General features: G+C 51.2%; 15 protein-coding genes. 12 read left to right on the top strand and 3 right to left on the bottom strand.

Features of this window, described 5'->3' with window-relative positions; translation table 11 throughout:
* The first annotated feature begins 544 nt into the window (after positions 1-544).
* The 6 genes from ACTRWK_RS00075 to ACTRWK_RS00050 all read left to right on the top strand — a co-directional run bounded on the left by ACTRWK_RS00075 (position 545) and on the right by ACTRWK_RS00050 (position 15,188).
* Positions 545-4,198 (top strand): vitamin B12-dependent ribonucleotide reductase, encoded by a 3,654-nt coding sequence (locus ACTRWK_RS00075; protein ID WP_462843736.1) that lies wholly within the window; start codon positions 545-547, stop codon positions 4,196-4,198.
* A 728-nt stretch (positions 4,199-4,926) separates the two neighbouring features.
* Positions 4,927-6,441, top strand: a complete 1,515-nt coding sequence (locus tag ACTRWK_RS00070) for an AAA family ATPase (RefSeq protein WP_462843735.1) — start codon at positions 4,927-4,929, stop codon at positions 6,439-6,441.
* On the top strand, positions 6,438-7,070 hold the full coding sequence (locus tag ACTRWK_RS00065) for an HNH endonuclease (RefSeq protein WP_340269724.1): 633 nt from the start codon (positions 6,438-6,440) through the stop codon (positions 7,068-7,070). Before ACTRWK_RS00070 ends, ACTRWK_RS00065 begins: the two co-directional genes overlap by 4 nt.
* Positions 7,071-7,570: 500 nt before the next feature.
* Complete coding sequence (locus ACTRWK_RS00060; protein WP_462843734.1) at positions 7,571-8,101, top strand: uracil-DNA glycosylase family protein; 531 nt, start codon at positions 7,571-7,573, stop codon at positions 8,099-8,101.
* Between the two features lie 126 nt (positions 8,102-8,227).
* The gene (locus tag ACTRWK_RS00055; RefSeq protein WP_462843733.1) at positions 8,228-14,611 is read left to right on the top strand and encodes a P-loop NTPase family protein; all 6,384 of its coding nucleotides are present in this window, start codon (positions 8,228-8,230) and stop codon (positions 14,609-14,611) included.
* Entirely contained in the window at positions 14,493-15,188 is a 696-nt protein-coding gene (locus ACTRWK_RS00050; RefSeq protein WP_340269730.1) for a hypothetical protein, read from the top strand. Before ACTRWK_RS00055 ends, ACTRWK_RS00050 begins: the two co-directional genes overlap by 119 nt.
* 255 nt (positions 15,189-15,443) lie before the next feature.
* Here ACTRWK_RS00050 and ACTRWK_RS00045 read toward each other — a convergent pair whose 3' ends face one another.
* Positions 15,444-16,325 (bottom strand): hypothetical protein, encoded by an 882-nt coding sequence (locus ACTRWK_RS00045; protein WP_340271453.1) that lies wholly within the window; start codon positions 16,323-16,325, stop codon positions 15,444-15,446.
* 501 nt (positions 16,326-16,826) lie between these two features.
* On the opposite strand from ACTRWK_RS00045, the gene ACTRWK_RS00040 reads away from it, so the two are divergent.
* From ACTRWK_RS00040 to ACTRWK_RS00030, 3 genes are all read left to right on the top strand, one after another.
* Complete coding sequence (locus ACTRWK_RS00040) at positions 16,827-17,549, top strand: hypothetical protein (RefSeq protein WP_340271455.1); 723 nt, start codon at positions 16,827-16,829, stop codon at positions 17,547-17,549.
* Between the two features lie 175 nt (positions 17,550-17,724).
* Positions 17,725-18,159, top strand: coding sequence for a LexA family protein (locus ACTRWK_RS00035; protein WP_462843732.1), 435 nt, complete (start codon positions 17,725-17,727; stop codon positions 18,157-18,159).
* On the top strand, positions 18,156-19,427 hold the full coding sequence (locus ACTRWK_RS00030) for a Y-family DNA polymerase (RefSeq protein WP_340271434.1): 1,272 nt from the start codon (positions 18,156-18,158) through the stop codon (positions 19,425-19,427). Before ACTRWK_RS00035 ends, ACTRWK_RS00030 begins: the two co-directional genes overlap by 4 nt.
* Positions 19,428-19,653: 226 nt before the next feature.
* Here ACTRWK_RS00030 and ACTRWK_RS00025 read toward each other — a convergent pair whose 3' ends face one another.
* Both ACTRWK_RS00025 and ACTRWK_RS00020 read right to left on the bottom strand, forming a co-directional pair.
* Positions 19,654-20,133, bottom strand: a complete 480-nt coding sequence (locus tag ACTRWK_RS00025) for a CIA30 family protein (protein WP_289084184.1) — start codon at positions 20,131-20,133, stop codon at positions 19,654-19,656.
* 198 nt (positions 20,134-20,331) lie between these two features.
* The gene (locus ACTRWK_RS00020; protein ID WP_289087341.1) at positions 20,332-21,672 is read right to left on the bottom strand and encodes a type II toxin-antitoxin system HipA family toxin; all 1,341 of its coding nucleotides are present in this window, start codon (positions 21,670-21,672) and stop codon (positions 20,332-20,334) included.
* Positions 21,673-22,832: 1,160 nt separating this feature from the next.
* Between ACTRWK_RS00020 and ACTRWK_RS00015 the strand changes: the two genes are divergently transcribed.
* Genes ACTRWK_RS00015 through ACTRWK_RS00005 form a run of 3 tightly spaced genes read left to right on the top strand, consistent with a single transcriptional unit; the run spans position 22,833 to position 26,475 of the window.
* The gene (locus tag ACTRWK_RS00015) at positions 22,833-23,507 is read left to right on the top strand and encodes a hypothetical protein (RefSeq protein ID WP_289084186.1); all 675 of its coding nucleotides are present in this window, start codon (positions 22,833-22,835) and stop codon (positions 23,505-23,507) included.
* Entirely contained in the window at positions 23,504-25,717 is a 2,214-nt protein-coding gene (locus ACTRWK_RS00010) for a DDE-type integrase/transposase/recombinase (protein ID WP_289084187.1), read from the top strand. Before ACTRWK_RS00015 ends, ACTRWK_RS00010 begins: the two co-directional genes overlap by 4 nt.
* Positions 25,717-26,475, top strand: coding sequence for a TniB family NTP-binding protein (locus ACTRWK_RS00005; protein ID WP_289084188.1), 759 nt, complete (start codon positions 25,717-25,719; stop codon positions 26,473-26,475). The genes ACTRWK_RS00010 and ACTRWK_RS00005 overlap by 1 nt, the downstream gene beginning before the upstream one ends.
* Positions 26,476-26,606: the final 131 nt, after the last annotated feature.

Below are 26,606 nucleotides of genomic sequence, written 5' to 3'. Positions count from 1 at the left end.
CTCTAAATCTGGTGAGATAGCCGGGATTGCGAACCTATATCTGGTGGCTGCATAAATTTTTATCATCCACAGTTCCGCCATGTTTATCCCCAGCCCGCTGTCGGGGATTTTGTGGATAACTCAAGCGATACATGAGCCAGCCACGCTAAACCTTAGCGTTTATTAACTTTATCCGCGGTGTGGAAAATCACCCTCGTGATCCGCTGTCTGTGCATATCATTTCGCTGAATCACCGCGCCGACCGAAGCTTCAAAAAATGCCGATCCGGTCAAGATGCAACTTCCCTTATTTCGATAATAAAGCCGTTGACCCAATAGGGCTGCATACGCCAGTTTGTGTAAATCGACGGGCGGGCCACTACATCTGGTGATTGATCGGGGTGGCGTGCTGATCGGGTGAAATTGGGTTTCGCACATTTGCGCCGGTTAAACGGCTTGATCCAAGACCAACCTGATGCGGGTGCGGGGGACGATGCACACCGGCGATAGGTTTGGCGGCCCGATCATGCCGCTGGTTGAGAGTTTGAAAATTTGGGGCAGCACTTATGAAAATCGAGAGAAAATTCACGCGATCCGGTCAGGATGCCTACGCAGAACTGGACTTTGTGAGCACAGCCTCCGAAATCCGCAATCCTGACGGGTCGGTGGTCTTTCGCCTCGATAACGTCGAAGTGCCCTCCAGCTGGAGCCAGGTCGCCTCTGATGTGATCGCCCAGAAATATTTCCGCAAGGCAGGCGTCCCGTCCGAGACCAAGAAGGTCAAGGAAAAGGGCGTGCCAGAATTCCTCTGGCGCTCGGTGCCGACCGATGATGCGACCATGGGCGGCGAGACATCGTCGAAGCAAGTGTTCGACCGTCTGGCAGGCGCTTGGGCCTATTGGGGTTGGAAAGGTGGCTATTTCACCACCGAAGAAGACGCCCAAGCCTATTATGACGAGATGCGCCACATCCTGGCCAGCCAGCGCGGCGCACCCAACAGCCCGCAATGGTTCAACACCGGTCTGCATTGGGCCTACGGCATCGATGGTCCCGCGCAGGGGCATTACTATGTCGATTATAAATCCGGCAAGCTGACGCGGTCGACATCGTCTTACGAGCATCCGCAGCCCCACGCTTGTTTCATCCAGTCTGTCGCTGACGATCTGGTAGGCGACGGCGGCATTATGGACCTGTGGGTCCGCGAGGCGCGTCTGTTCAAATACGGTTCCGGCACCGGCACCAACTTCTCGAGCCTGCGGGCGGCGGGCGAGAAACTGTCGGGCGGGGGAAAATCCTCTGGCTTGATGGGCTTTTTGAAAATCGGTGACCGTGCGGCAGGCGCGATCAAATCGGGTGGCACCACACGGCGCGCGGCCAAGATGGTTATCGTTGATGCGGACCACCCCGATATCGAGGATTTCATCAACTGGAAGGTCATCGAAGAGCAAAAGGTGGCGAGCATCGTCGCTGGCTCGAAGATGCATGAACGCGAGCTGAACAAGCTGTTTGCCGCGATCAAAGCATGGGACGGCGCAGAGGCCGACGCTTATGACCCCGCCAAGAACGACCAGCTGAAGACCGCGATCCGCAGCGCGAAAAAATGCGCGATCCCAGAGACATACGTCAAGCGCGTGCTGGATTATGCCAAGCAGGGTCATACCTCGATCGAATTCCCGACCTATGACACAGACTGGGATTCCGAAGCCTATTCCTCGGTCTCGGGCCAGAACTCCAACAACTCGATCCGGGTGACCAACGCTTTCCTGCACGCCGTCGAAAAAGACGCCGATTGGGAACTGCTGGACCGCACCACCGGGCGCGTGTCGAAAACCATCCGCGCCCGTGACCTGTGGGAGCAAGTCGGCCACGCCGCATGGGCCTGTGCCGATCCCGGTATCCAGTATCACGACACGGTAAACGACTGGCACACATGCCCCGAAGACGGCGCGATCCGCGGGTCGAACCCGTGCTCCGAATACATGTTCCTCGACGACACGGCCTGTAACCTTGCGTCGATGAACCTGCTGACCTTCCTGCAAGACGGGGAGTTCATGGTCGAAGACTATATGCACGCCTCGCGTCTGTGGACCGTTACGCTCGAAATCTCGGTGATGATGGCGCAGTTCCCGTCCAAGGAAATCGCGCAGCGGTCCTATGATTTCCGCACGCTGGGTCTGGGCTATGCCAACATCGGCGGTCTGCTGATGAACATGGGCTTTAGCTACGACAGCGACGAAGGCCGTGCCCTTTGCGGGGCGCTGACCGCGATCATGACAGGCGTTTCCTATGCCACCTCCGCCGAGATGGCGGGCGAGCTGGGGGCCTTCCCCGGTCACGCCAAGAACGCCGAGCATATGCTTCGCGTCATCCGCAATCACCGCAATGCGGCCCACGGCAAGACCGACGGCTACGAGGCGCTATCGGTCAAGCCCGTGCCACTGGATCACGCAAACTGCCCGCAAGCCAACCTGATCGACATCGCCACCGCGACCTGGGACGAAGCCCTGCGTCTTGGCGAAAAGCACGGGTACCGCAACGCGCAAACCTCTGTGATTGCGCCGACGGGCACCATCGGTCTGGTGATGGATTGCGACACCACCGGGATCGAGCCTGACTTTGCGCTGGTGAAATTCAAGAAGCTCGCGGGCGGTGGCTATTTCAAGATCATCAACCAGTCGGTACCCGCAGCGCTTGAAAAGCTTGGCTACGGCTCCGCCCAGATCGAAGAGATTGTCGGCTATGCCGTCGGTCACGGCACCATCGGCAACGCGCCTGCGATCAACCACACCACGCTGGTCGGCCACGGTTTTGGCCCCAACGAGCTGGCCAAGATCGACGCGGCGCTGGCACAGGCTTTCGACATCCGCTTTGTCTTCAATCAATGGACATTGGGCGAGGAGTTCTGCACGCAAGTCCTTGGCATCCCTGCCGAAAAGCTGAACGACCCGACGTTTGACCTGCTGAAATCCCTGGGCTTTTCCAAGAAAGACATCGAGGCGGCCAACGACCATGTTTGCGGCACGATGACGCTGGAAGGCGCGCCGCACCTCAAGCCCGAACACTACGGCATCTTCGACTGCGCCAACCCCTGCGGCAAGAAGGGCAAACGCTACCTGTCCGTCAACAGCCACATCTATATGATGGCGGCGGCGCAAAGCTTCATTTCTGGCGCGATCTCGAAGACGATCAATATGCCGAATGACGCCACCATCGAGGATTGCCAAAACGCATACGAACTGTCGTGGTCGCTTGGCGTCAAAGCCAACGCGCTGTACCGCGACGGATCAAAACTGTCGCAGCCTCTGGCTTCTGCGCTGGTCGAGGATGATGACGAGGCCGCCGAAACGCTCGAAAGCGGCACCACCCACGAGAAAGCCACCGTGTTGGCCGAAAAGATTGTCGAGAAGGTCATCGTCAAAGAGATCATCAAATCGCACCGCGAAAAGATGCCTCAGCGCCGCAAGGGGTATACCCAAAAGGCCAATGTAGGCGGGCACAAGGTCTATTTGCGCACCGGTGAATACGAAGACGGCTCCTTGGGCGAGATCTTTATCGACATGCACAAGGAAGGCGCGGGCTTCCGTGCGATGATGAACAACTTTGCCATCGCCGTGTCCGTGGGCCTGCAATACGGCGTCCCGCTTGAGGAATTCGTCGACGCCTTTACCTTCACCAAGTTCGAACCCGCTGGCATGGTGCAGGGCAACGACAGCATCAAGAACGCGACGTCGATCCTTGACTATGTGTTCCGCGAGCTCGCCGTGTCCTATCTGGACCGTACCGATCTGGCGCATGTGCAACCCGAAGGGGCCAGCTTTGACAGCCTCGGCCGCGGCGATCAGGAAAGCGTTGCCAATGTGGCGGAAATCTCCGAAACCGCTGCCAACCGCTCGCTCGAGGTGCTCAAGCAGATCAGCTCCACCGGGTATCTGCGCAACCGTTTGCCGCAGGATCTGGTGCTACTGCAAGGCGGGCAGGGGCACGGCGACACGCAGACGCTTGACCGTGTAATGCCGCAGGCAGGCCAAGCATCAGTCGCGGCCAGCATGGGGTCGACCACAGCGGTGTCCAGCGGCGCGGTCAGCATGGACGCCCGTACCAAAGCAAAGATGCAGGGCTACGAGGGCGAAGCCTGCGGGGAATGCGGCAACTACACGCTGGTCCGCAACGGCACCTGCATGAAGTGCAACACCTGCGGCGGCACGTCGGGCTGCAGCTAAGACAAACGCCCCGGCCTTGCGGTGAAAAGCCAAGCATATGAAGCCCATTTCGAGTGTTTTGGCGGCCATTTACAGGGTAATTAACGCCCAGTTCGCGCAAGTTGTTGATTTTGTTGACGCGAGCTGGGGGCAGATCCTTTATGGAGTTTGATGGTCTAGTTCAGCAATAACGGAGAAGAAACGAGGCAACTATCGGACGTGAGCTACCAAAAGGCATGACGTTACATCTCATTACGGTGTCAAATTGCTAGCAGTTTCGGAATGAGAAAGGAGATAGTTTCTTTTCTCATTCCACCAGACAGGGGGCCGGTGCGCTTGCCCCTAACGATGGCCAAGCCGCAGGCATAAAACAAACGAGCGGTGAACGATGAGCTTGGCTATGCGAAACTTAGGGTGCCCTCTGGGCATCCTTTTTTCGATGCATGTTTAAAAAGAGTTAGTTATATTCGCACACTGAGCTCTTTTCTTGATAAATCTTTGGTCGGTATCTGCGCGAGCTGAAGGGATTTTAGATTAGTTCATTAGCTATAGAACGTGTCTTAGTGATTGGGCTGCCTTTGGTCATTGATGGTCTTAAAACGATCACGGCCCAAAGCCGACATCTGGCATGCGGTCTAGATACTGCAACCGAAGTCCGCATACCGGACGTTCGCTGCATCAAAGGGTTGAATTTGTTCTCGTTGCTGGCCATTAATTAAGTCTAGTAAATGGCTGGGAAGTGATTGAAGATGTACGCAGAAAAAGATTTTCAATTGCTTGAAGCACGAACCGCAGATGTGCGTGTAGATATGCCGTGGCGACGTGACCGCCCGTATATGAACCCTCATGCTGTGTTTAGTAAGCCAAATCTGCAGAGCTCTTCTGAACAACGCGAGCACATAACTGCCATAATTGGAAAGAATGGTACTGGGAAATCACATCTCCTTGGCGCAACTGTGAAAACCTTCATAACCTTGCAAGAACTAAAGGATGGCAAGAAAGGGAGGGTCAACGAGCTCCCGCTGGATTACTTAGAATATTTGTGTGATCGGAGGCGCTGTACCGTTGAGAGACATCCCTTCGAAAAAGGTCAGTTCGAAGCTACGGTTGAAGGTCGTCGAGTTACGGTTTTCGACTTACCTTTGCCGCGCCGGGTTCTAGCTCTAACAATCAGCCCATTCGACAAGTTTCCAGTCCCTAGAAGAAACCGAAATCCTCTCGCTCCACCAGAAAATTCAATGTATCAATACCTTGGATTACGGGACAGTTTCGGAAAAGCGTCAATTCAAACTCTCTTGTATAGATCGTTAAACAGTCTCTTTGAGAAAAGTGAGGATGACGCCTTACGCAACAGCAACATTGGAGCTGTTTTTGAATTCCTGAACCTAAAACCTACTGTCAATGTAATTTATAGATTGAGAAGTACAGAGCGCCTCCGCCAAGCGGTATACCGGCAACTACATCTTGATAAAGATAAAGTCCTTAACTCAACTCAACAGCGGCAAGTAGAGGAAATGGAGCGCAGTGGCGTTACTGAGTCTGATCTTCGAGAACTATTGGATCTGGCATATAGCAGAGCAGAAAGTTCGAAAATAGAAATTCGTGCCGACTTTGAATATGGTGGAGAAATCGATAATTTCTTCCACAAGCTACAACCTCTTCGACGCGCTGGATTCCTAAATTTGGTTGGCGTTGAGGTAACTCATAAGTCAGGTTTAGCTTCAGACTTAAGGAGTGCAAGTTCAGGCACACTTAGCATGGTTTCTGCACTGATTGCGCTTGCGTCAGTTATCAAAAATGGAAGTCTGATTTTAATCGACGAACCGGAATTGAGTCTCCACCCCGAGTGGCAAATTAAGTATGTCGACCTTTTGGTTAGGACATTTTCTCGATATACAGGCTGCCACTTCGTCGTCGCAACACATTCACCAATGGTGATTTCGGAGCTCCCGGTCCATGCCGATGTGATTTCTTTAGACAATGACACATTGCCACCAACGCATGAAATGCAAGGGAAATCTGCAGACTTTCTGCTTGCTGAAGCCTTTGGGCTCCCTACAAACAATAACCTGTACATCAAGAACCGTATTGTAGACGCATTGCGTTTGGTCGCTGAAGGTAAAGCGAGATCAAGTCAGTTTTCCGAAGTTCTAAAAGACCTTCAAAGACTCGAAGGTGGCTTGGAAGAGGGAGATCCATCAAAGACCATTATAGAAAATTTGCAAAAAGTTGCGGATCAAGCCGGAACGAAGATCAAAAAATGAATCCAGTCAAGTATAGCGCCAAAACCCAAATTTTAGTTGATGCATTTGATGCTTTGCCAAATGAGGCCAAGTTGGGCGATTACTGGGATGACCCGCTAGTCAACCCTGTTCGAGCAGAAATTAAAGACCACTACATAGCTGAGCAGAAATATACATGTGCCTACTGCAACAGAGAAGTCGTTACTGCGAATAAAGCGCTATGGGATGCAGAACACATAGTCCCAAAAGACACTGAGCCGAGATACATGTTCATTCCTCAAAACCTCGCAATTTCTTGTCGAGATTGTAATATTGCCAAAAGAACAAAAGAGATAAGAACAACAACCCGTAAAAAATTTCCAGATGAATCAAAGCATTACAAGATAGTGCACCCTCATTTTGATGATTACGAGCTTCACATAAGGTGGATTGGTGATATTTGTGCACCAATCTCGGGTAAGGGAGCTGAAACCCTAATTGCCTGCGATTTAACCCGATTTACTGCAAAACTGCTGGGAATAAATGGGGTCCTTGCAGGGGCAGGCGTTGATAAACATGTTGGCGAGATACTCAAAGCAAAAACACCCGTTGAGGCTAAAGCGGCTATGGCAGCAATAAGCGTCTATGTAGCTGAAATTCCGCAAGAGTAGGCCAAAACACTTGCAGTTTTTGCCGAAAAATCAGGCATGTATGTAACACACATCCATTTGATGTACCCACATGGGCAATCTTCAATATCAATATCAATATCAATAGCTTACATGAAAAACGCAAATTTACAACCGATGCGTAGGCGTTGTGTCTATCGCCAAAATTCCAAGGCAGTAGATGTCCAGTTTCCGATTTATACTTGGTGGTGCTAATGCTGGTTTCACAGGTGCATCCGAGGCAAAATCGCCAACGCAGCAAACGTCGATCTGCCTACGCCAACGGCTGCTTTATCAAAATAAACTATGGCGTCTCGCACCCGCAGCGAATGTCTGGAATCCGCCCTTGGCGTCAAGGGGCGCACCTCCGACGCGAACGACCCAAAGCCGCCACTCGGAACTCTCGAAATACGCAAGTGCAGCATCCCCCAAAGCGGACCTTGCATTTTCCCTTTGAGGTGATGTCGTTTGAGTCAGCGCTTGTTGTCGGTTAACGTTTAGAAATGTGTGTAGCTTCCCCAGATTTCAGGATAGGAGATATGTACCCGAGGGTACTGCTCGTCGGCGCATGCCCTGGGGCTAATGAAGAGGAACACGGGAGACCCTTCGTTGGTAACTCCGGACAAAACCTCGCAGTCATGCTGCAAAGACTACATGTTCTTCGTCCGGATATTTTTCCCTCAGAACGCTTAGATGACTATAGTTTGATCAATGCTCATTCGCTCCCAAGATATCGAGGGCGCGAAGGGTATGATGGGAGAACAGAGCCACTGAGGGAAGAGATTTTGGCCAACGAGAACCGGACAAGGTTTGCGACACAGATCGAACATTTAGAGCCGACGACCATTGTGTATTTGGGCGTGACGGCTGAGTTTGCTCATGAAATTACTGAAACTACCGTTGCCGAGTTTCAGGCCTACAGAACCAGCCATTCTTCGACGCCGGCTTGGAATGCAAAGGCTGACTATATTGGCATTCAAGCAGATGAAAAACTGCGTCAGTGGGCTGAAGATAGACTTGAGCAAATAATCTGACCGTGAATCTTGCGGAGGATATGGCAACCCAAATCCTTGTTAGCACCTTGTTTCGAGGAGCCATCGGTGGGAACATCATCGGAGAGTTTTCACGAAGACCCACTACAGCATTGAAAAGGCGAAGTATTGAGCAGACCTATAGAAGTAAATGGCGCACCCGCATCCAACGCGGGAGATGAATTTCATGAAGCATGGGCGCTCGGAAATGCCTTGAAATTGCTGGACCCATCTACTGGTCTTACTGAATTGACTGTCGAGGGTGTCAGGGACGCCGCAGAAACTAATAACAGTGCCAATTGGGACGGAGTGGATTGTGCATTATACTTCGACGATAATGAGAACCCCGAGAACTCACGCGTTGAATTCATTCAGCTGAAGTACTCGGTGACTGGCCAGAATAAAAGTTGGACGCTAGCTCGCTTTTGCTCATCAACAAAGAAGACAGGCAATAACTCCGTGGCCCGAAGGCTCGCAGACGCGTTCAAAGGCGCGATTAAGGGGCGGCGGCCTCGCCACGTGGAGCCATCGCTGAGCATAAAGCTGGTAACTAACCAGCCAATAGCAAAGAAGCTGCAAAGTAGTATAGTCAAGGCAGCATGCAGCAAGTTGCATGGAGACGATTACAACTCGCTAAAGCGTGCAACTGGTCTCGGAAAAAACCAACTAATCCAATTTTGTAAGGTGCTGGTACTTGAAGGCGGTGAAAACGCCAGAGCAGAGCTCCGTGAGCAAAATACGAAGGAAATCTCCGAACTAGTTTTGAGCCCAGTCAAAGACATGGCTGACAATCTGCGAGTGCGCATTCAGGAGTTACTTGGACCGGAAGGGAACAGAACCGTCAAACGCGATACGGTGTTGAGTTGGTTCAACCTTGGAAGAGGTCAAGGATTGTTTCCTTGCGAACCAGAGCTCGAGCCCCTTTCAGAGGCGATCCCACGATCTACTACGGAAACTCTTGCCCGTGAGGTTCAAAAGCATCCACTGGTTGTTCTGCACGGGAAAGGAGGTTGTGGGAAAACAACCACGGCTAGAAGTCTAGAGACCGCCTTGCCGGTTGGCTCGAGAACCATAGTTTACGACTGCTACGGTGCAGGCAGCTATCGTGACCCGTCAAGGCCAAGACATAGTTCCTGGCAGGGATTCACGCAATTATCCAACGAGCTTGCAAGGTCGACCAATACACCGCTGTTCTTCCCGTACAGTGAACGGGACGATATGGCTCCACCGTTCCGTCAAAAGCTGGAAACCGCGTCTGAGATTTTTGGTCGAGAGAACCCAGGTTCCTTGTTGGTTATTATTATCGACGCGGCCGACAACATTGTGACTCACGCAGCTACACAAACTCCGCCACAAAGGTGCTTTGTGGATCAGTTAGTTGCTTTCACCGATCTTCCCTCCAACGTTCGAATTCTAATCACATGCCGCACCTCTAGGCTATCAAAAATGAACCTCCCTGAGGAGACCAAAGAAGTCCTATGCCCCGCGTTTTCTCTTAGTGAAACAAGGGCAATGATCGCGCTCCATGGTTTGGAAGGAAGCGAGACTGAGATCAGCGATTTTCATGATCTCTCGCGTTGTATTCCTCGTGTTCAAACAAGTGCACTGGCCGGAGCAACGTCGTTGTCAGATGCGGTTGATTTTCTACGTCCTAATGGAAAGTCTCTGAATGATCTCTTCGATTCAAAAGTTCGAGAGGCATTCGACCGTAGTGGCGTCGACATTCGACGGAGCTACTGGTGCGCAGCGTTGGATGAACTCTCAGCTCCGATGCCAATCAATGTACTATCCAGAGTTTGCGAGCTTGGCGAAGGGGTCACTGAAGATATAGTTAACGACCTTGCGCCGAACCTACGCATAGGTGATCGGGGCGTTGAGTTTTCCAACGAAGATTTCGAAGAATACTCTGAGCACGCCGCTAAGGGGGCAACGGAAGCGGTGCGCGCGGCAATCGCAGAGATACTTGTGTCAGAAAGGCTAAACTCGAGTTACGCGGCATCGCATCTGTTCGACGCACTTATAGCTTGCGGTAGAAAATTTGAGATGGGTCGTTTCCTTGGAGAGAAGGACGGCACTGCCGCGATCTCAGATCCGATTGTGAGGAGAAGAGTAGATCTTTCACGCCTGCGAGCCGCACTCCACATCGCTTCAAATGACCAAGATGAAATTGAAGTTGGCGAAACGATATTTATCGGTGCCGAAGCGATGCGGACTTCCGGGAAGGTGGACGAGCTGATATTGGCGAACTCTGATTTGTCGGCAACGTTCCTCGAAGAAACCCTTGGCGGCCTAGTGCTTAATGACCCGGAGCAGCGCAGCAAGCAAGGCTCCGTGTTGTTCCACCTTGCAAGAGATAAAATTAGGCAGGGTAAACCTTTTGAAAGTCGTCTAAATCTGCAAGCCGCCGAAGAGTGGATGCGTCAAACCTTTAACGACAAAAATGGGCATCAAAAATGGAACACACAACGGAGAGACGTCGTCACAAGGCTTGTGACGTTTTTTGCTCTTCGCGGATGGTCGCTGGTCGAGCAGGATTGTGATCGCTGGACAAGCCCCTCTTTCTGTATAGCGTTGCGAAAATGGGTTCTTTCGAAGATTGTGATTGAGTTTGGCCCAAGCGTCATCCCCAAAATTTTGGGAGAGTTGAATACGTGCTACCATTTTCTCGCAATCAACAGTTTGTGCAGGGCCGGTATCACTCCCACACCTCAACAGCGCGAACAGGCACTCAACGGACTTACCAAATTCGATCTGGATGAGCTTGGAGAGGATGAAGGATATGGATCAGGACCGTCGATCACTGCGGAGTTAAGAAGCGAGATACTCTTCTTCCTTGAGGGATTGGTACAAGGGGGTGAGATAACACTGCATCAATCGAAGTTGATCTTGGATAGGCTTCGAGAATTTGGCCAGAAAAACTTCAGGAAGCTGCACCTTACCTATCCGTACCCAGTTGATTTTTATTTGCGTACTGCCATTCTCACGTCGCTCTCCAACAGTGAAGAGCCTGACTTAGACGCTATGTTTACTGAACCTGAAAGGCTCAGAGAGGAAGAGCGAAGTGAGGAAAGCGAAAGGGATTTCAAGCTCGCGAAGGAGCGGTACGATGAGGTTTGCGGACTGCTGCCAGCATACAAAGCATATGCAAGTCTGCTTGTTGAAAGAACCGAGGTGGTCGTTAAGCAGCTTGAACAGATAACATCTAGACTTGGGAGCACCAGCAGTAGGGGTTATCAATACTTCTACGTTCGAAATACTCTGCGCCTTAGAGCAACCGATCTACTTGCTTTGTCGAACCTGGACGAAATGACAAAGGCCAAGTTCCTGAAAGCCTCGCTGACCGAGCATGAAGCCTTCGATGATCATGAGGGGCAGCTATGCGCAGCAATCTTGCATGACCCCTCAATGCAATCAGTCGTTGCCGATGCGCTAGAGAAAAAGTCGGAGGAGATTGGAAGACTTCACGTCCGCGCAACCGAAAAATCCGAGTATCTGCTCTCCATTGCCCGCGTCTTCTTGGACTTCTCAAAAGATCATGCAGAGATCGCGTTTTCTGACGCTCTGAAAACCGCCGAGGAAGTCGACCTAGAAGCGTTAGACATTCTACATGCACTGTGTCGTGTCGTGAAACGAGACCGCCCAGATACACCGGAAACCAGGGAGCTCTTGGGTGCCTTTGCTCGAGTGGTCCGGCACGCTGGAGACTTACTGCAATCGGAAGACGGATTTCCTCTGGAAGAAGCCTTGGAGGCGGTCACCCTATCAAACCCGCCTGTTGGCGCAATGACTGCCTCGCGTTGGGGGGATGAAGGGTTCTCTACGCATGGTAGTGAGATAAGGCTATTCTTAAAAACCACATTGGACATGGGTTGGCTTAGCGCACCTGATGGATATGCGCTTGCGCAAATCCTGGGAGACGTACCGCCATCAATTGAAGACAGAATACTGAATGATTTGGATGGGGTTCCTAAGGACGTACAGAATGGTTTGTTGAACAACATAATTGAGCGAAAAATTTTGGAAACAACACCCTACTCCGATGCCCACATTCCGGACATTCTGGAAGAGTTGTGTCGATCTAGGGAATCCGTAGCGGAAGCATGGTCCCAGCTGGAACAGATCAGACATTTCAAGTCGATGGCCCCAGCACCGCAAAAACCTGATAGCAACAGAGCGGGTGTTCTGCGGCCCGAGCCCACGAAGGAGATGGAAAAGGATGAAGGTAAAGTTGACTGGACGTCCGTCGATCCACTTTCTGCTGATGCAATTGCCGAAGCGCAAGAAGCCGATCAAAAGGCAAGAATTTTCGACGTCAAAGAACGTCTGCTTGAGTTGCGCACGCGAGTTCGATTTTCAGATCGGATAGAACACCTCAATACGCTGGTTCAATGCGCACGTACATCAAGGTGGCCCGACAACGAAATAGAGGCGATTTTTGCTGCGTTGGACGACTGGCCAGGAAGGGCAACAACCGAATGGTGCGCAAGCAACCTTCCTAAGCTGACGGTGGAACTTGGTGGCAGGACGATGGGCTATAGTTGGTATCATGGAGAACAGTTTGCTGAACTCCAGGCCCGCTCTGGACTACCTCCAGAAGGCCGACGTCAAGTTGTTTTAGACTTGGTTGAACAGAACGCCGCGAAGTTGGGTGCAACGAGTCTTCTGAAGCTTCTTGCCGAGTACGTCAGCAACTTGGAACTGAAAACAGCGGATGAACTATTAGCACGGCTGATCGACCGCACAGAAGCTCGCCTAAACATGGATGACAGTGTTCGCAAGCGGTACCTATTTGAGCCGAAGAGTCTGCCCACAACTCAAAGCGAGGTCGCCTCTGCTCTGATTTATAGGTATTTGGGCGATATTGATTCGAGAGTGCGTTGGCAAGCTTCTCACGCGCTTTTGAGCGCAGTGCAGTTAGGCATAGCAGACTTGATCAAAGGTGTTTTTGATCATGCTATCGGTCAGTTCAATTGCAACTATACTTTCCCTGACTGCCCATTTCAGGAAATGAATGCCGCCCAACAATTGTCGATGGTGTTGGCTCAAGTGTCTTCTCATCATCCTGCTATTATTGCGAACCATGAAACCGAGATCTTGAAGCTATGGACCAAAAACCAACCGCACATTCTGATTGGACATTTCCTCGCGAGAGCGCTTGATCAGGCACGACAATGCGGCGCGAACGTAGAGGTGGATGAAACAAACCTAGCCTCAATGAACGGCTCGGCTTCGACGAGGGCCCCGAGAGTGAAAGATCGCCATTCCCGTGACTTCGATAGTCACGCCGACCCAGGCTCGCGATTTAGTTTCGACAGCATGGACATCATACCGTATTGGTACTCTCCTGCGTGCCGAGTGTTTGCAGATGTGTCATCAAGTGAGTTGATCCAAGTTGCTGAAGAATGGATTGTGGATCGCTGGAATGGCCACAACGAGACCAGTCATTGGAAGAATGAGCCGAGACAGAGCCGTTTGAAAGATGACGACTATGGGCTTTATTCGGCGAGGCACGGTTCTCGACCGACCATTTATCGACATTCGGTCTATTTACAATGGCACGGCTTGCACATGGCGATCGGTGAACTGATGAAAACACGCGCTTTGGTAGAGCGTGACGACGATCACTATGATACGTTTGAAGGATGGTTGGAGCGCGACGATACAACCTATCCAACAATCTGGATATCCGACCTCTTAGGAACACTGCCACTTTCGAACAGATACTGGGAACAACCGGAACCTGATCGAGAGGAGTGGGTTGGTGAGGCGGATGCAGTTGATCCGCTAGCAGAGATAATAGGGGAAGACGGCGGTCTGGCCCTTAGTCAGTATCGAGAGCATGGGATGTATGAGTATGGAGATCAGGCAGCCCATAGCGAAGTTCGCAGTAAAGCTGCTTTCGTACCAAGCAAAACGGCTCCTGCACTTTTGAGGGCCTACGCAGCCACAGCGGACTACTATGACGTCTTCATTCCTGACCCCGACGATTTTGAAGAGAACGACGGGAAAGACAGCGATTTTAGCATCATCCCAGCTATCCAGCGGCCTTTGGCCAATCGTGACGTCGGAGTTGATGAGGAAGACCCGCGCTGCTTCAAGGGGCGCGGTGTTCAAGTAGCCCCCTCAAAGACAGTCCTCGATGTTCTTCAAATACCGTCTGGTCCATCGTGGTCCTCATCTTGGGGCGTTGAGGAGAATGGGATTGCCGATTTGAGCTATAGTGCTTGGAGTACCACTCCGAACGACAGCGAAAGATCGATGCGACATCGATCCTATTCCTACGTCGACGGCTATAGGTTGAGCGTAACTGAAAAGGCACTTCAAGAGTCAATGAATGCACTGGAATGTGATTTACTAGTTACAGTGAACCTGGAACGTTCGATTGGGAGCGAATATGGTAAAAGCAGTAAAAAAAGAACCGCTCACAAAAGGGTCGAAGTTATCCGGCTCGATCGGGACGGAACGTACGAAACGCGATCAGGCCATAGAGGAACTTGGGCGAAAGCTAATTAGCGATCTGGGCGAGCGGGACATAACCGCGAAATGGATGGCTGCTTACGTGTCGGAGCAGATGGTCGCCTCTGAGGAAGATGCAACGCTCAAACAGGAAACAGCTGATCTCATTTTAGAGCTTTGGCGTGCACGACGCTACTACCCCGGCAACAATCCGATGCAAAGGTACGAAAAAGCGCTTGCTGCAATGGAGCTGCTTTTGTCTACAGGTGATCCAGTGTTCCAAATTCTGATGCCTTATGCTCCCTCAAGTGAAGCTGACGAGGACAAAATCAGCTTAGCTAGAACGCTGAAGAACCATACCGGCAGTCTAGCTGCAATGTTGGTCAAGGCTGCCGTGGAAGAACTTGAACTCGATCAAGACCAGCTTGCGGAAATTGCGGATATCGCCGACCCTGACGCTGAAACACAATTTCTAAACGTCTTGAGAATTGTCGTTTACGAAAAGGAAAATGGAAAAGTTCAAAACGACCCGCACGGTAAAATTCGAGAGGAGATATCTGATCTTCGGCTTGCTCTAGATAAGCTCGAAACAGTTCTTCTGCGAGAGTTCGAACATCCGAAGCAAATAAATTGACTAATTTTGATCTGGACAATCTTGTGACAATACAATGTCAGTGGATTTTTCATCGTCCTACAAACTGGAGCTCCTTGTTGAGTATGTAGCGAACGGCAGCTTTACTGGCAGTATGTTGGGTTATTTGCACCCGCAGCGAACGGCAGCTTTCCGCCCAAGATGTCAGTCGACACGAACGGCCCGAAGCTGCTGCTCGGGCGAAAATCGTCTAATGACCGCTCCCAGCCCAAAGCAGACACGATTTGATCAACCGTTCTAAAATCTGCTTTTCAAATCCTCGGTCCAGACATTGAACATTTGGCATCGCTTAAGAAGAAGAAATCTTGCTACAGTCTGACAGTTATACACCTCATACGGGCCGAGACGCTGTGTGTCGTCTTTAAACTTATGTGCGGTCAGCATGTTCCGCAAATATTCACAGAACTGAATCGCATAGGGTAATGATACTTTGCTGTCTCGAATCTTGCCCCCATCCGAAAACTCAGAGACCACCCCAATCCCCGAAAACATCTTAAGCTCTGTAGCTGCACCACGTGTGATCCAATCGATAGTAGCATCTTCTTCAATATTGCTTTTGCTCAGACGCGCTAGAAGTGGTCTCAATATCTCTGGATTCCAGTCCGTTGTGCCTTTTAGGAACCTACACTTTTTAGAACTCGCCTGAACTGTGAGGCCGAGCTCTTCGATTGCCGAATAGGCAAGATTTATGGCGATTGATGAACCGACGTGGGATTTAAACTCATCGGTGTGCTTCTCAAAGGCTTGCCCATACCGTGGGTGCATTGAGTGAGGTGTGACACTTTCAGTTTCATAACTTTGAGCCAGTTTGAAAATCGCATAGATCAGCTTTCTCTCCCCCCAAGCATGCGCCGCGAGAGCAACCGCCGATGGTAGTGTTTCACGCCAAATGAACCGCTGGAAAAATCCATCCGAACGAAACACATTCTGGAACAGACTTTCTCGCTCGCCCAGGGCATCGTGCAACGGAAATCCGCTTGTGGCTGGCGTTTCTCTGTCAGGAAAGCCTGTAAGGACTACATTCGAAGCCCAAACCAATTGGATGAAATTGTTTGTGGTGCCTTCGTCCTCTTCCAAAACAAGAAGTCTTCCAAGTTCACCGGTAAGGTCCAGTTCCAATGCGCTCGCCTGAGAAGCCTCAGACATCCCTCTATCGGAAAATCGATATCTGTTTGAAGGGTCAATGATTGCGCTGACGTTGAGGCCTTTATCCGAGCATATTGACAGTACGAGGTCAATGTCTTCCGGCCTAAAGACTAAAAAGCTGCAGTAAGATGGCATAAAATTTCCAAAGGCAACGGACTGAAGACGGTGGGAGTGATTAGGCGACGGCGCTCAACAACTGGGAAGTTTCTTATCTTTTCAACGCGGACTTTGCAAAGTCCGCTTTCTGCGCATAGCTGCCGTTGGTGCGGAGCGCAGGGAATGTCGGCAATCCGCCCCTAGCGTTCTATAAGGTAACACTATCGGCGCTACTTGGTCTTCCTATATTCGCGCGAGATGTTGCGAAGTTTCAGAACGAAATAAGATATTTAATTAATGCCGTGTTTACTATGACATACGCACGTAGCTGATGCGAATATAATGGCGCTGCGGTTCGGTGTGTGACACCTTTCAGGTATGATCGAATACCAAACCTTGGCTGAAGACCATCCCGACCTCATGCGTTCACCGCTGCTACGGGCAGCTCTTCTGACCTTAAAATATACGCAGGAACACGGATCGATAGGGGTCACTAAAATCAAGGCGTTCAAGCGTACGTTCGTTCATTGGGCTGTACAGAATTTTGACTGGCCAGGAGAAGATGCGGATGAGGTGTTCCGTTATCATAGGGTGATCAACGAAGCTGACTTCGCCCCGCTCGAAGTGCTGCACTTCCTGCTGATTGAATTACGCCTTGGTCGCCACTTCAAAGACGAGTTCCGGCTCACCAAGCGTGGTAAAGAGTTGGCCCAATGCCCCGGGCACCTATTTGTCGAATTGATCCCGTATTTTGTACACGAGGTCGATCACACCTCTTATGCGCGCTTTGATGACCAACCCTTCGGAAATTGGGACGTTTGGATGAATGTGATCAACGTAGAGGCCGATCACGGCATCAGCGAAGTTACCCTATATCAAAAGTTCTATGGTGAACCGGAGAGTGACCGCAATACTTCCAGGCGGAATACATACGCGTTCAAGGCCTGCGTTTTGCGACCGCTTGAATGGGCCGGACTGCTGATGTCGACCCAAGACCAGGGCGCGGAAATGCGCGCTGTCCATGTGTTTAAAAGTCCTCTCTGGCGCAGTGTTTTGAAGTTAGACACTGACGATATGCTTCATTCGGTACCCTTGCAGTGAGGCACTCTTCACCTTCTGTAAACACGGCAGGGGCTCAGGGTGCTATTCTCCATCGTCGAGTTCACAACCTCGGTTCGATCTGATGCCAGCCTCCAGTCCGCATCGCACAAACCAAACTTGACATCGGGCGGGTGAATCGCAGATTGAGAACAAATAGAGAACATTTGGGATTCCCATGCCAGTTTACCCTGTTGATAAACCCGTCCACATGCCTTCCCAATCTGTTCGAATTGTCAGCACACCAGTCAGCGCAGGTTTTCCTTCGCCAGCTGGAGACGATCTCGAAGATGAGATCGACCCTATGGCCTGGGTCGTTAGACATCCTTCATCCACATTTTGGTGGCGCATAGAAGGGGACTGCCTGTGGGACGCTGAGATGCGTGATGGTGATATCATCGCTGTAGACCGTGCTGGCAAGCGCCGCATCGGGCGAGCCGTGCTGGCCGTAGTAGACGGTGCTGTGACGGCAAAGATTCTGCGTAAGCGTGGCGACAGATACTACCTCGCTCCTGCGAATAGCCAAGAACAGTTCCCCGACGTCGAACTTACAGAGGATAGCGAAATCTGGGGCGTTATCGCAGGTGTTGTCCGGCGTTACGACTTGGCATGAAGCGGCCTGTTGCCATCAGCGACAGTGCGAACTTCTATGTGAGCGCTGAGAGGATATTTGATCCAACGCTAAAGAACGTCCCCGTAATCGTACTATCCAACAACGATGGTTGCGCCATAGCGCGCAGCGATGAGGCCAAGGCTTTGGGGATCAAGATGGGCACTCCGCTGCATCACATCCGCGATAAGGTTGATGCCCATGGCATACGCGTCTTCAGCTCGAACTACACACTCTATGGCGACATCTCTCGTCGGGTGGTTGAGGTCTACGAAGACTTTACGCCAAACGTTGAGATCTATTCCATCGATGAATGCTTCCTCGACTTTGTCGGGTTCAAGGATCGCACCGCACATGCCAAGGCACTGCGTGCAGCGGTCCTAAGGAGAGTAGGGGTGCCGGTACGCATCGGCATCGCCCCAACCAAGACCCTTGCTAAATGTGCGAATGACATTGCCAAGAAGAACCCCATCTTTGCTGGGGTTTTGGATATGGTGGACGAGAGCCTTGCAAGCTGGCTGCTGCCGCGCGTGCCAGTTGGAGACATCTGGGGCGTTGGTCGAAAGACCACCGACAAGTTGAAAGCCTTGGGTGTACACACGGCAGCTGATCTTCGTGATCTGCCAATCCGGCAGGCAAGGGCTGTCGGCACCGTGGTGCTGGAGAGGATCGTATTGGAGCTACAGGGTGAGGCCTGCCTCGCCTATGAAGACGTAGAGCCACAGCGCCAAGGTATGGCTGTAACACGATCAGCAGGCACTCCGATGACAGACTTCGACACGCTGTTCCAGGCGATCACCGCGCACGCATCACGGGGCGCTGAAAAGCTACGCCAGCACGGCTTGGTCGCTGGTACGCTGACTGTGTTTTTCCACACCAACAAACACCGGCCAGATCGTCCCCAGTATACTGCATCCAGAACAACTCGAATGACCCCGATGTCGTCGGATACCTTCGACCTTGTTAAAGCCGCACGACGCTGTGCGGAAGCCGGATGGCCAAAGTCGGACGCTGGAAGCTTTGGCTTTACCAAGACTGGTATCATGCTGAATGACCTGGTGCGGTTCGAAGATCGTCCTCAAACGCTCTTCGATCAAGCGCGTCCGAAATCACCGGCGCTGATGAAGGCTCTGGATGACGTGAACGCACGGTTTGGGAAGAAGACGATGGTGCTTGCCAGCGAAGGTATGAAGCAGGCGTGGCGATTGCGGGCAGATCATCGAAGCCCTCGCTATACCACGCGAATGGAAGACCTGCCGGTGGTGCGGTAGGTGAGGGTAACCTGTAAAAACGGTTGAATTCCCCTTGTACATTAGGTGCCTGAGTACAGTGGTTGTCTAAATCTAACTCTACGCTTTGATCCCCATGCCGACCTACACAACAATGTCGTTAAGAGGTCGCGCCAGTATCTCGCCAGAACCTTATGAAAGCTGACCTGCGGTGCAACGATCTTAGATAGTATCTTCAGTCCTGTGGGCGCGCACGCAGGGATTTTACTTAGTTCGCCGAGTAAAACCCGATATTGGATACTGCAATACAGGCATCTCGTGCGCGTCCTATAGCCAGTATCCCAATCCGTCTAAGGCAAGTTGGGTCGAAGTCTGCGTCCACCCGATGTGATACCAGTGAAGAAAAAGGAATTTTGACCTTTTGCCAATATGGCTCACCCACAAAATCGGCGCGAAAAGATTGCCAAGGTCTCGATAGCTGCGCCGTGCGAAGCCGAACATCGTAGGTGCCACCATCACCGTATACGTCCATATCGATGCCGTCCCAGGCGCTTACGTCGACATCCGTACCACCTTCGTGAAGGTCAAATGCCATCTGGATAAAGCCACCGTTGTTCTCAAGCGAGACTGTGCCGCGAAGAACTGTGGCGTGGTGGCCGCCAACGAATTCTTCTGCGATGCAACCGCTCGATACACCGCCCATGACGTTGTCTGACACAAATTCCCATTTAGGCGCGAGTTGGTTCATGGCTATTACCTACCAGATTTCTATTGGGCCAGATAGACGCTCGCGCTCAATAGAGGGCCTCGACGCAAACCAACCCGATCAGCAGGTACAACGAGTAGCTTAATTTACGCCATATCCAGTCCAGCAAATGGGGAGTAGCTCAGACATCGACCTGGTGGCACGCATCAAAGTGAAATCGCTGCGGCAATATTGGGGCGGTTACGTTTGAGAATTAACTTTTTTCAGAGCTTCGATTACGCTCGCCATACCTTCTACGAAAATCACTTGTTTGATGACTTCACTAGCAACGCCTAGCTGACCAGCAATATCGCGCATCCCAAACAATTGCGGCAACATGCCGACGAGAATGTCTCTGACGTCATTCGATGATAATCGGTCGCACGCAACAGCTTCGCATACGGTTGACCAGTCTCCGCCGGGGTCTGAACTACCTAGGCAACGCCAGCGAGTTGCTCTTGCGATACCGGCATCGGACAGGCGCATTGGAGCGAAATCGAACATTGGCGATAGTCGTGTGCCTCCTGCGGCATAGCGGCACAAAGCTGTATTTCGGCCATGGTTGTCAGGATTTCCTGCGGCAATGTTTAGAACGTCTCGCTTAAGGTATTCGATACGGTCAGCGACAGGATCATCGCTAAACTGATCGATTACAGCCAAGTAATCCTCGTGCGACCTTCGAGCGCCGAATTCGGTGACACCCATAGCGGAGTAGAGGCTCTCTTGGCCGTGCAGCAAGACCTGTTCCGATGACGCAAACCTGTCGAACCGAGGAATTATCAGGATACCTTTGCCGTATTTCAGTGGTGCGCCGCAGTTGAGGCCGACGACCCTAGCCATTTCCAGATAGGGTGCCTCTGACGCGAGAATAAGCTCATCTGTGTGCCTTCCAGTTTTGGCTAACTTAGCGATGAAATGTTCAGCTCCGTCCTGAGTTCCCAAATATGGGTCAGGGTACAAGAAACCGTCGCGCTTTGATCGCGTAAGAAGAACCTTCGGCCATTCGCCCTGGACGCAGGTCGCACCTGGAGCTCTCTTCACATAGGTATCAAGCACATCAGTCAATTTGGAACTGCGAGAAAGGACGTCAGCATCGGTGAGCGACGGACACTTAAGCTGATGGATGTTTCTTTGCTCGCGCTCCCACGCCTGTCGGATACGAGTGTTACCAACCGGCGTGCTGCTTGCGATCGACAGAAGCAGCGGATCCAACTTAGGATCATCTGGACGCAGTCTCTGCTCTCGCGCGATCCTACCACGCACAGGCCCTTGAGGCAGCAGATCAAGGAGAAACGAGGGCCACCTGTCTAGCGTGTGATAAGTGAGGTCGACAGGAAATTGAACCGACACAGCACGGTGGTCGGTAACTGGTCCCTCCAACGCATCAACCGAAGCATGTTCCGCCCAATAGTCAGTCTCGTAGCTCAGCCAAGCTCCGCTATTGATACCGCCTTGGTTAGCAGTGAACCCGACCTGCGCTGCGTCGCGCCATTGGCCGTCAATATGGATCTGTATTGTCAGCGCCATCTCTAATTCGCTCACTTGAAACTCACACGCCATCTTGCAATGTTCCAGTTATGTTCTCAAGTTAAAGTTTGCTGGCTTTACTCGGTTCCAAGCTGGTCGGGTGGCCGGCAAAGCTCACTGTTCTGATCACCAGGCCGGGCCTTGTGCTCACGGGTAGGCCGGAGAAAAGTCGATCAAGGTCGGATGGGCGCTTGCACTTAATAGGCGCGTTGTTGTTGGGATAGGCATTTTTCGTCGCCTTTCCGTGAAAGATCAATAGCTCGCAAATGGCAGGTATTGACTGTATCCAGTTTGAGGTGGGCAGCGCACTATACGGTCACCCGAGTGTGCAAGAACCTTAATTATCTTCATTACTATTATTTTGTATGGATCCGGTTCAGATCCCCCCTGAAAGTCCAATAGAGAGATTGCGGAAGTTTTTGAACACAGGTGAATATAAGATATTCTCAAACGCACAAATTTGGGTGCTATATATACCGTCATAATTGACTATGACTTTACAGTCTTGGGTGCTCATCCGATCTGGTTGAGGAACAGTGGCCTCAAGCAGCGCGATGTCACGGTTTATAGATCCTTCTCCATCGAAGTACTTTCTATACCCGAATCGCTGCCCCGATGGTGGGTCCTGAATCCAGAATGAACCAGAAACTCAGGGAAATGAAACGAATTTGGAAAAGCAGCGTTTCAAGAAAATATCATTAATAGATGGTGAGCGAGAAGTATTTATGCATTGAAAATGTATGAACTATGTATGCTATTCACATTTAATACATGTAAAACAGTAGGTTGTTGACTTTTCTGGTTCTCGGTTTCACGATATGAGGAGAAGTAAATTTGGTGATGTAGATAAGATATGGAAAGGCTTTTAGGTGAGGGCGTGAAAGTAGTCAGTGATCGTGAGAGGTCGGGGCTTTCGCTGGAGAAGGTGGCGGATGTGTAAACTAATGTTGTTTTGAAAGCTGAATTGGTATTTCAGTGAGCGCAATATGTTATCTATTTATGATTGAGGTGAAAATATTGTGGATATTCAATCATAATTTTTATTGAATAACAAAATATCTTAAACAGACGTTTGCTGTGTCGGTTGGATTGTCTTTCATACGCCATATTAGAGTCCGACTTGGTGTATTTCCCCTGATTTGGGGTTGTCGCCTAGAAAAGTGAGATGAAGAGATATGTACAATAACACAACTAGTATTCGACTACCTGCTGCTTCGCAGGCAGATCGTCCTATTGCGAAGGCCTCCAAAGGCCACTGTACGGCCCATGTCGTTTTAGGGAGCGACAACGGCCGTCGATTTCAGGCGGAGTCCCATCTCGAATTGCGTACTTTGTTTGTGGTGAATGACTTGCCAGGTGTTGTGCACATCAAAGAGCAAGTGCTCTTCGAATGGTGCGACGGTGCAAGTAATAAGAAACACTACTTTGACTTGATCGCGGTTTTAGACAGTGGCCGTAAGATTGCCTTTACCGTCAAACCCGAAGTCCGCCTTCGTTCAGGAAAATTCCTTGCAGAAATGCAGGACGTCACGCGTCACGCACTTGATGCCGGATTCTGTGACGAGGTCAGGTTGGTCACTGAGAGGGACATCGATCCCATAAGCGAAAGTAACGCAAGACAGTTGGCGGCTGTTCGCGAACTTGATCCCGAAGCAGATCACATTGCTTTGAAGACCGTATCTGAGCTTTCGGGAGCTCTTTCGCTTCGGGATCTAACCGTCAGGACCGGTCTAAACGAGAAGGGCTACCGTGCTCTGCTCCGTTTAGTTCGGGATCATCATCTCCGTCCTGTGAACCATGAAGTTATCAACCCACAAACTCTCGTAAACAAAATGGAGGTCGTAAAATGACCCGCTACTCTGAAACCGACTTCAACCGTTTTCACATCAAGCCTCACGACAAGATCACGATCCGAAAGCGTGCTTTGCGCTTGGCGCAGCAAACACGAGATGGCTATGTCTTGATGAATGCAGACGGATCAGGCATCTCCGAAATGTTCGATTTTGGCCTGCTTTCTCGATTAAATGCTAACAAAGAAATTACGCATGAGCCCGATTTCTATAACCCAAATGTGGCGACGCGTCGTCCTGCAGACTTTAGCTCTCAAATGTCACAACTTACCGACAAGCAGCGTAAGCGGCTTCATGTACGGCACGCTTTGGTTTCAGGTTTGGTGGAAATGCGCAATGAAGCGCTTGTGTCAGTGAATGATGCTTCAATTGAAAAGAATATGCCCGAAATTTGTCGGCGCGCACAAGCGTTCTTGTTAGAGGAGGCTCCAAGCCCTGAAACAATTTTGCGCGAAAACGAAATTCGCGATGGTTTGCGTCGAAAACCTCGTGGCGGGTGCGTCACACCGTCGGTAGCGCCTGTGCATCCGCGAACGCTTCGAAAATGGCTCGCTTTGTTCAACGATTTCGGAATGACAGGTTTGGCCGACTCCGTTGCAAATCGAGGGAACCGGACAAGCTACTTCAGTGCCGAGGAGAAGGAGCTACTGATGCGCACTGTTTACGAAAGCTATCTATCGCTGAACCGGCCATCCCAAAAGACTACGGCGGACGACGTCAAAGTAGCGTTCCACAAAGAGAATATGAAACGCAACGCTCAAGGCTTGACACCGCTTCGAGTTCCTTCTCGCCAAGCTGTTCGTAATGCCATCCGCAGCATTGATAAGTTTCAGGTGGTTTTGAAGAGGAAAGGTCTCGAAGAAGCAGTAAAGATTTTCAGACCGGTTAGTTCCGGTTTGCAGGTTTGTCGTCCATACGAACGAGTAGAGATGGATGAATGGAAGATCGATTTGATCACCATTATGGCTGCTTCAGGTCTCATGTCGCTGTTCACGAAAGAAGAACTTCAGCTTGTAGGGCTCGATAATAGTTCGGGGCGCTGGTGGATCACGGTATCGATTGACTGTCGGACACGCTGCGTCTTGGGGATGAAGTTAACCCTGAATCCGACTTCCTGCGCAGCCCTTGATTGTCTCCGCATGACGACCTCTGACAAGGGCGTTTGGGCGGATGCTGTCGGCGCTGTTTCGGGATGGCATATGGCCGCTACCCCAGAGACGCTGGTAACAGATAATGGATCAGCCTTTAAAGCATTGAATTTCTCGGCTGCGTGTAGCGACTTGGGCATCACTCATGAACGTTCAATTGCTGGATTGCCAAGTATGAGGGGAACCGTAGAACGCCTTTTCCGTACAGCGTCGATGAACCTTTTGCCCCGGTTAAACGGACGAACGTTCTCGTCCGTACTGGAAAAAGGAAGTCATCCTTCAGAGGCACTTGCCTGTTTGAAACCTGAGGACCTTTGTTTCGCGCTGGTCCGGTGGATTGTGGATATTTACCACAATACGCCACACTTGGGCCTGGGGGGTAAAACACCGCTCGAACAGTGGGACGATGACATGACGAATGGCAACTATACGTTGAAAGCTAGCCCATCCGCACGCAACGACCGGCTCGCTTTTGGTGTTACTGTTAAACGGCAGCTGGATAAATACGGTGTGACCATTCTCGGTGTCAAATACCACTCAGAGATGCTTTCGAATTGGTACAACAAATTCGGAAAACAGGATTTGAATGTACGCTGGCTAGCCAATGATATCGGTGCCGTTGAAGTTCGCTTGGGTGATGAGTGGCATCAGGTACAGGCCGTGTTAAGTATTTTCGACGGAGTGCATGCGCAACAATGGCTCACAGCGCGACGCAGCCTGAAGACAAGCGATCCCGCTAAGCTTAAATGGCGCGATGATGTCGTGTGCAACGCGATTAGTGCCATTCAGAAAATGAATGGCGAACGTACTCTGGAGTTCGGTTTAATCACACAGCCTTGGAATTCCGAGCGCATCGCATCTGCTGAAGAAGCACTTTTTTGCGGTTTCAATATTGCGGAAACAGAAGCCCCGACCACAAGTCCTTCGGGGCAGTTCGGCCGAACATTGCGACCTTCAGAGCCCCGGATTGAAGCTACACCTAAGGCATCAACACGTTCCGTTCCTACGAAACCAAAAGCGACCAAGACGAAAAGCTGGAAAATCGAAAAGGGGGATCAATAATGGGCTGCGTAGAAAAACATAGCTGGAGTAAATCTCTCACTACGCTCCGGGGTCTTCACATTTCTACTGAGCGTGATGAAGAAATTCTGCGCCAGCTAAACAGGCTCTTGAAACATGACGACGAAGGGAGCCTTATTGCTGAACCGATGCGGTTTACAGGCAACCTTGAAACTCGCGGTATTGCCCTTATCGAAGGCTCGGGTTCTGGCAAAACAACTGCTGTGGATCGAGTGCTATCAACACACCCTGCATTAAAACCGACTTCGGCAGGCGATCCGCCGAAGTTCCTGCGAATCCAAGTTCCTAGCCCGGCTACTCTGAAGAGTCTCGGTCGGGAGGTTCTAAAAGCTACAGGTCTAGTAGACGTATCACCGAGAGCATCTGCCTGGGAAATCTGGGGAGTCGTCCGACACAGACTCGCTCTTCTAGGTATCGTTGTTCTCTGGTTTGATGAAGCGCACGACATGTTTCTCTCTGGTTCTGCGCGTGAAATCGACGATATGCTGAAAATGTTGAAATCGCTGATGCAGAATGAATCCGCCGTAATCCCCATTCTCAGTGGCACTCAACGCCTGGCGGAAATCACGCGCTTTGATGAACAAGTGAACCGGCGGCTTACCAAGGTCGTACCAAAACCCTTATGTCAGGGAGTGGATGAGGAGCCGCTCTATCGTATGATCGAGGAGTATTGTGCGGAAGTCGGGCTAAAACCTGAGGTCGATGATACATTGGCGCTTCGCTTGATCCACGCAAGCTGACCTGCCCCCCGCGAAATCCCTCACCATGATGTAGAGTCTGCCCAACCCTGAAGGCGTAGACGAATGCGGAAGAGCCGTTTTACCGAGGCGCAGATTATTGGGATGATCAAGGAGCAAGAGGCAGGCATGCC

Source organism: Sulfitobacter sp. G5_S2_6_S6, from assembly GCF_054968505.1.
The sequence above is the reverse complement of the archived record's forward strand: the minus strand, read 5'-3'. Positions and strand labels throughout refer to the sequence as shown.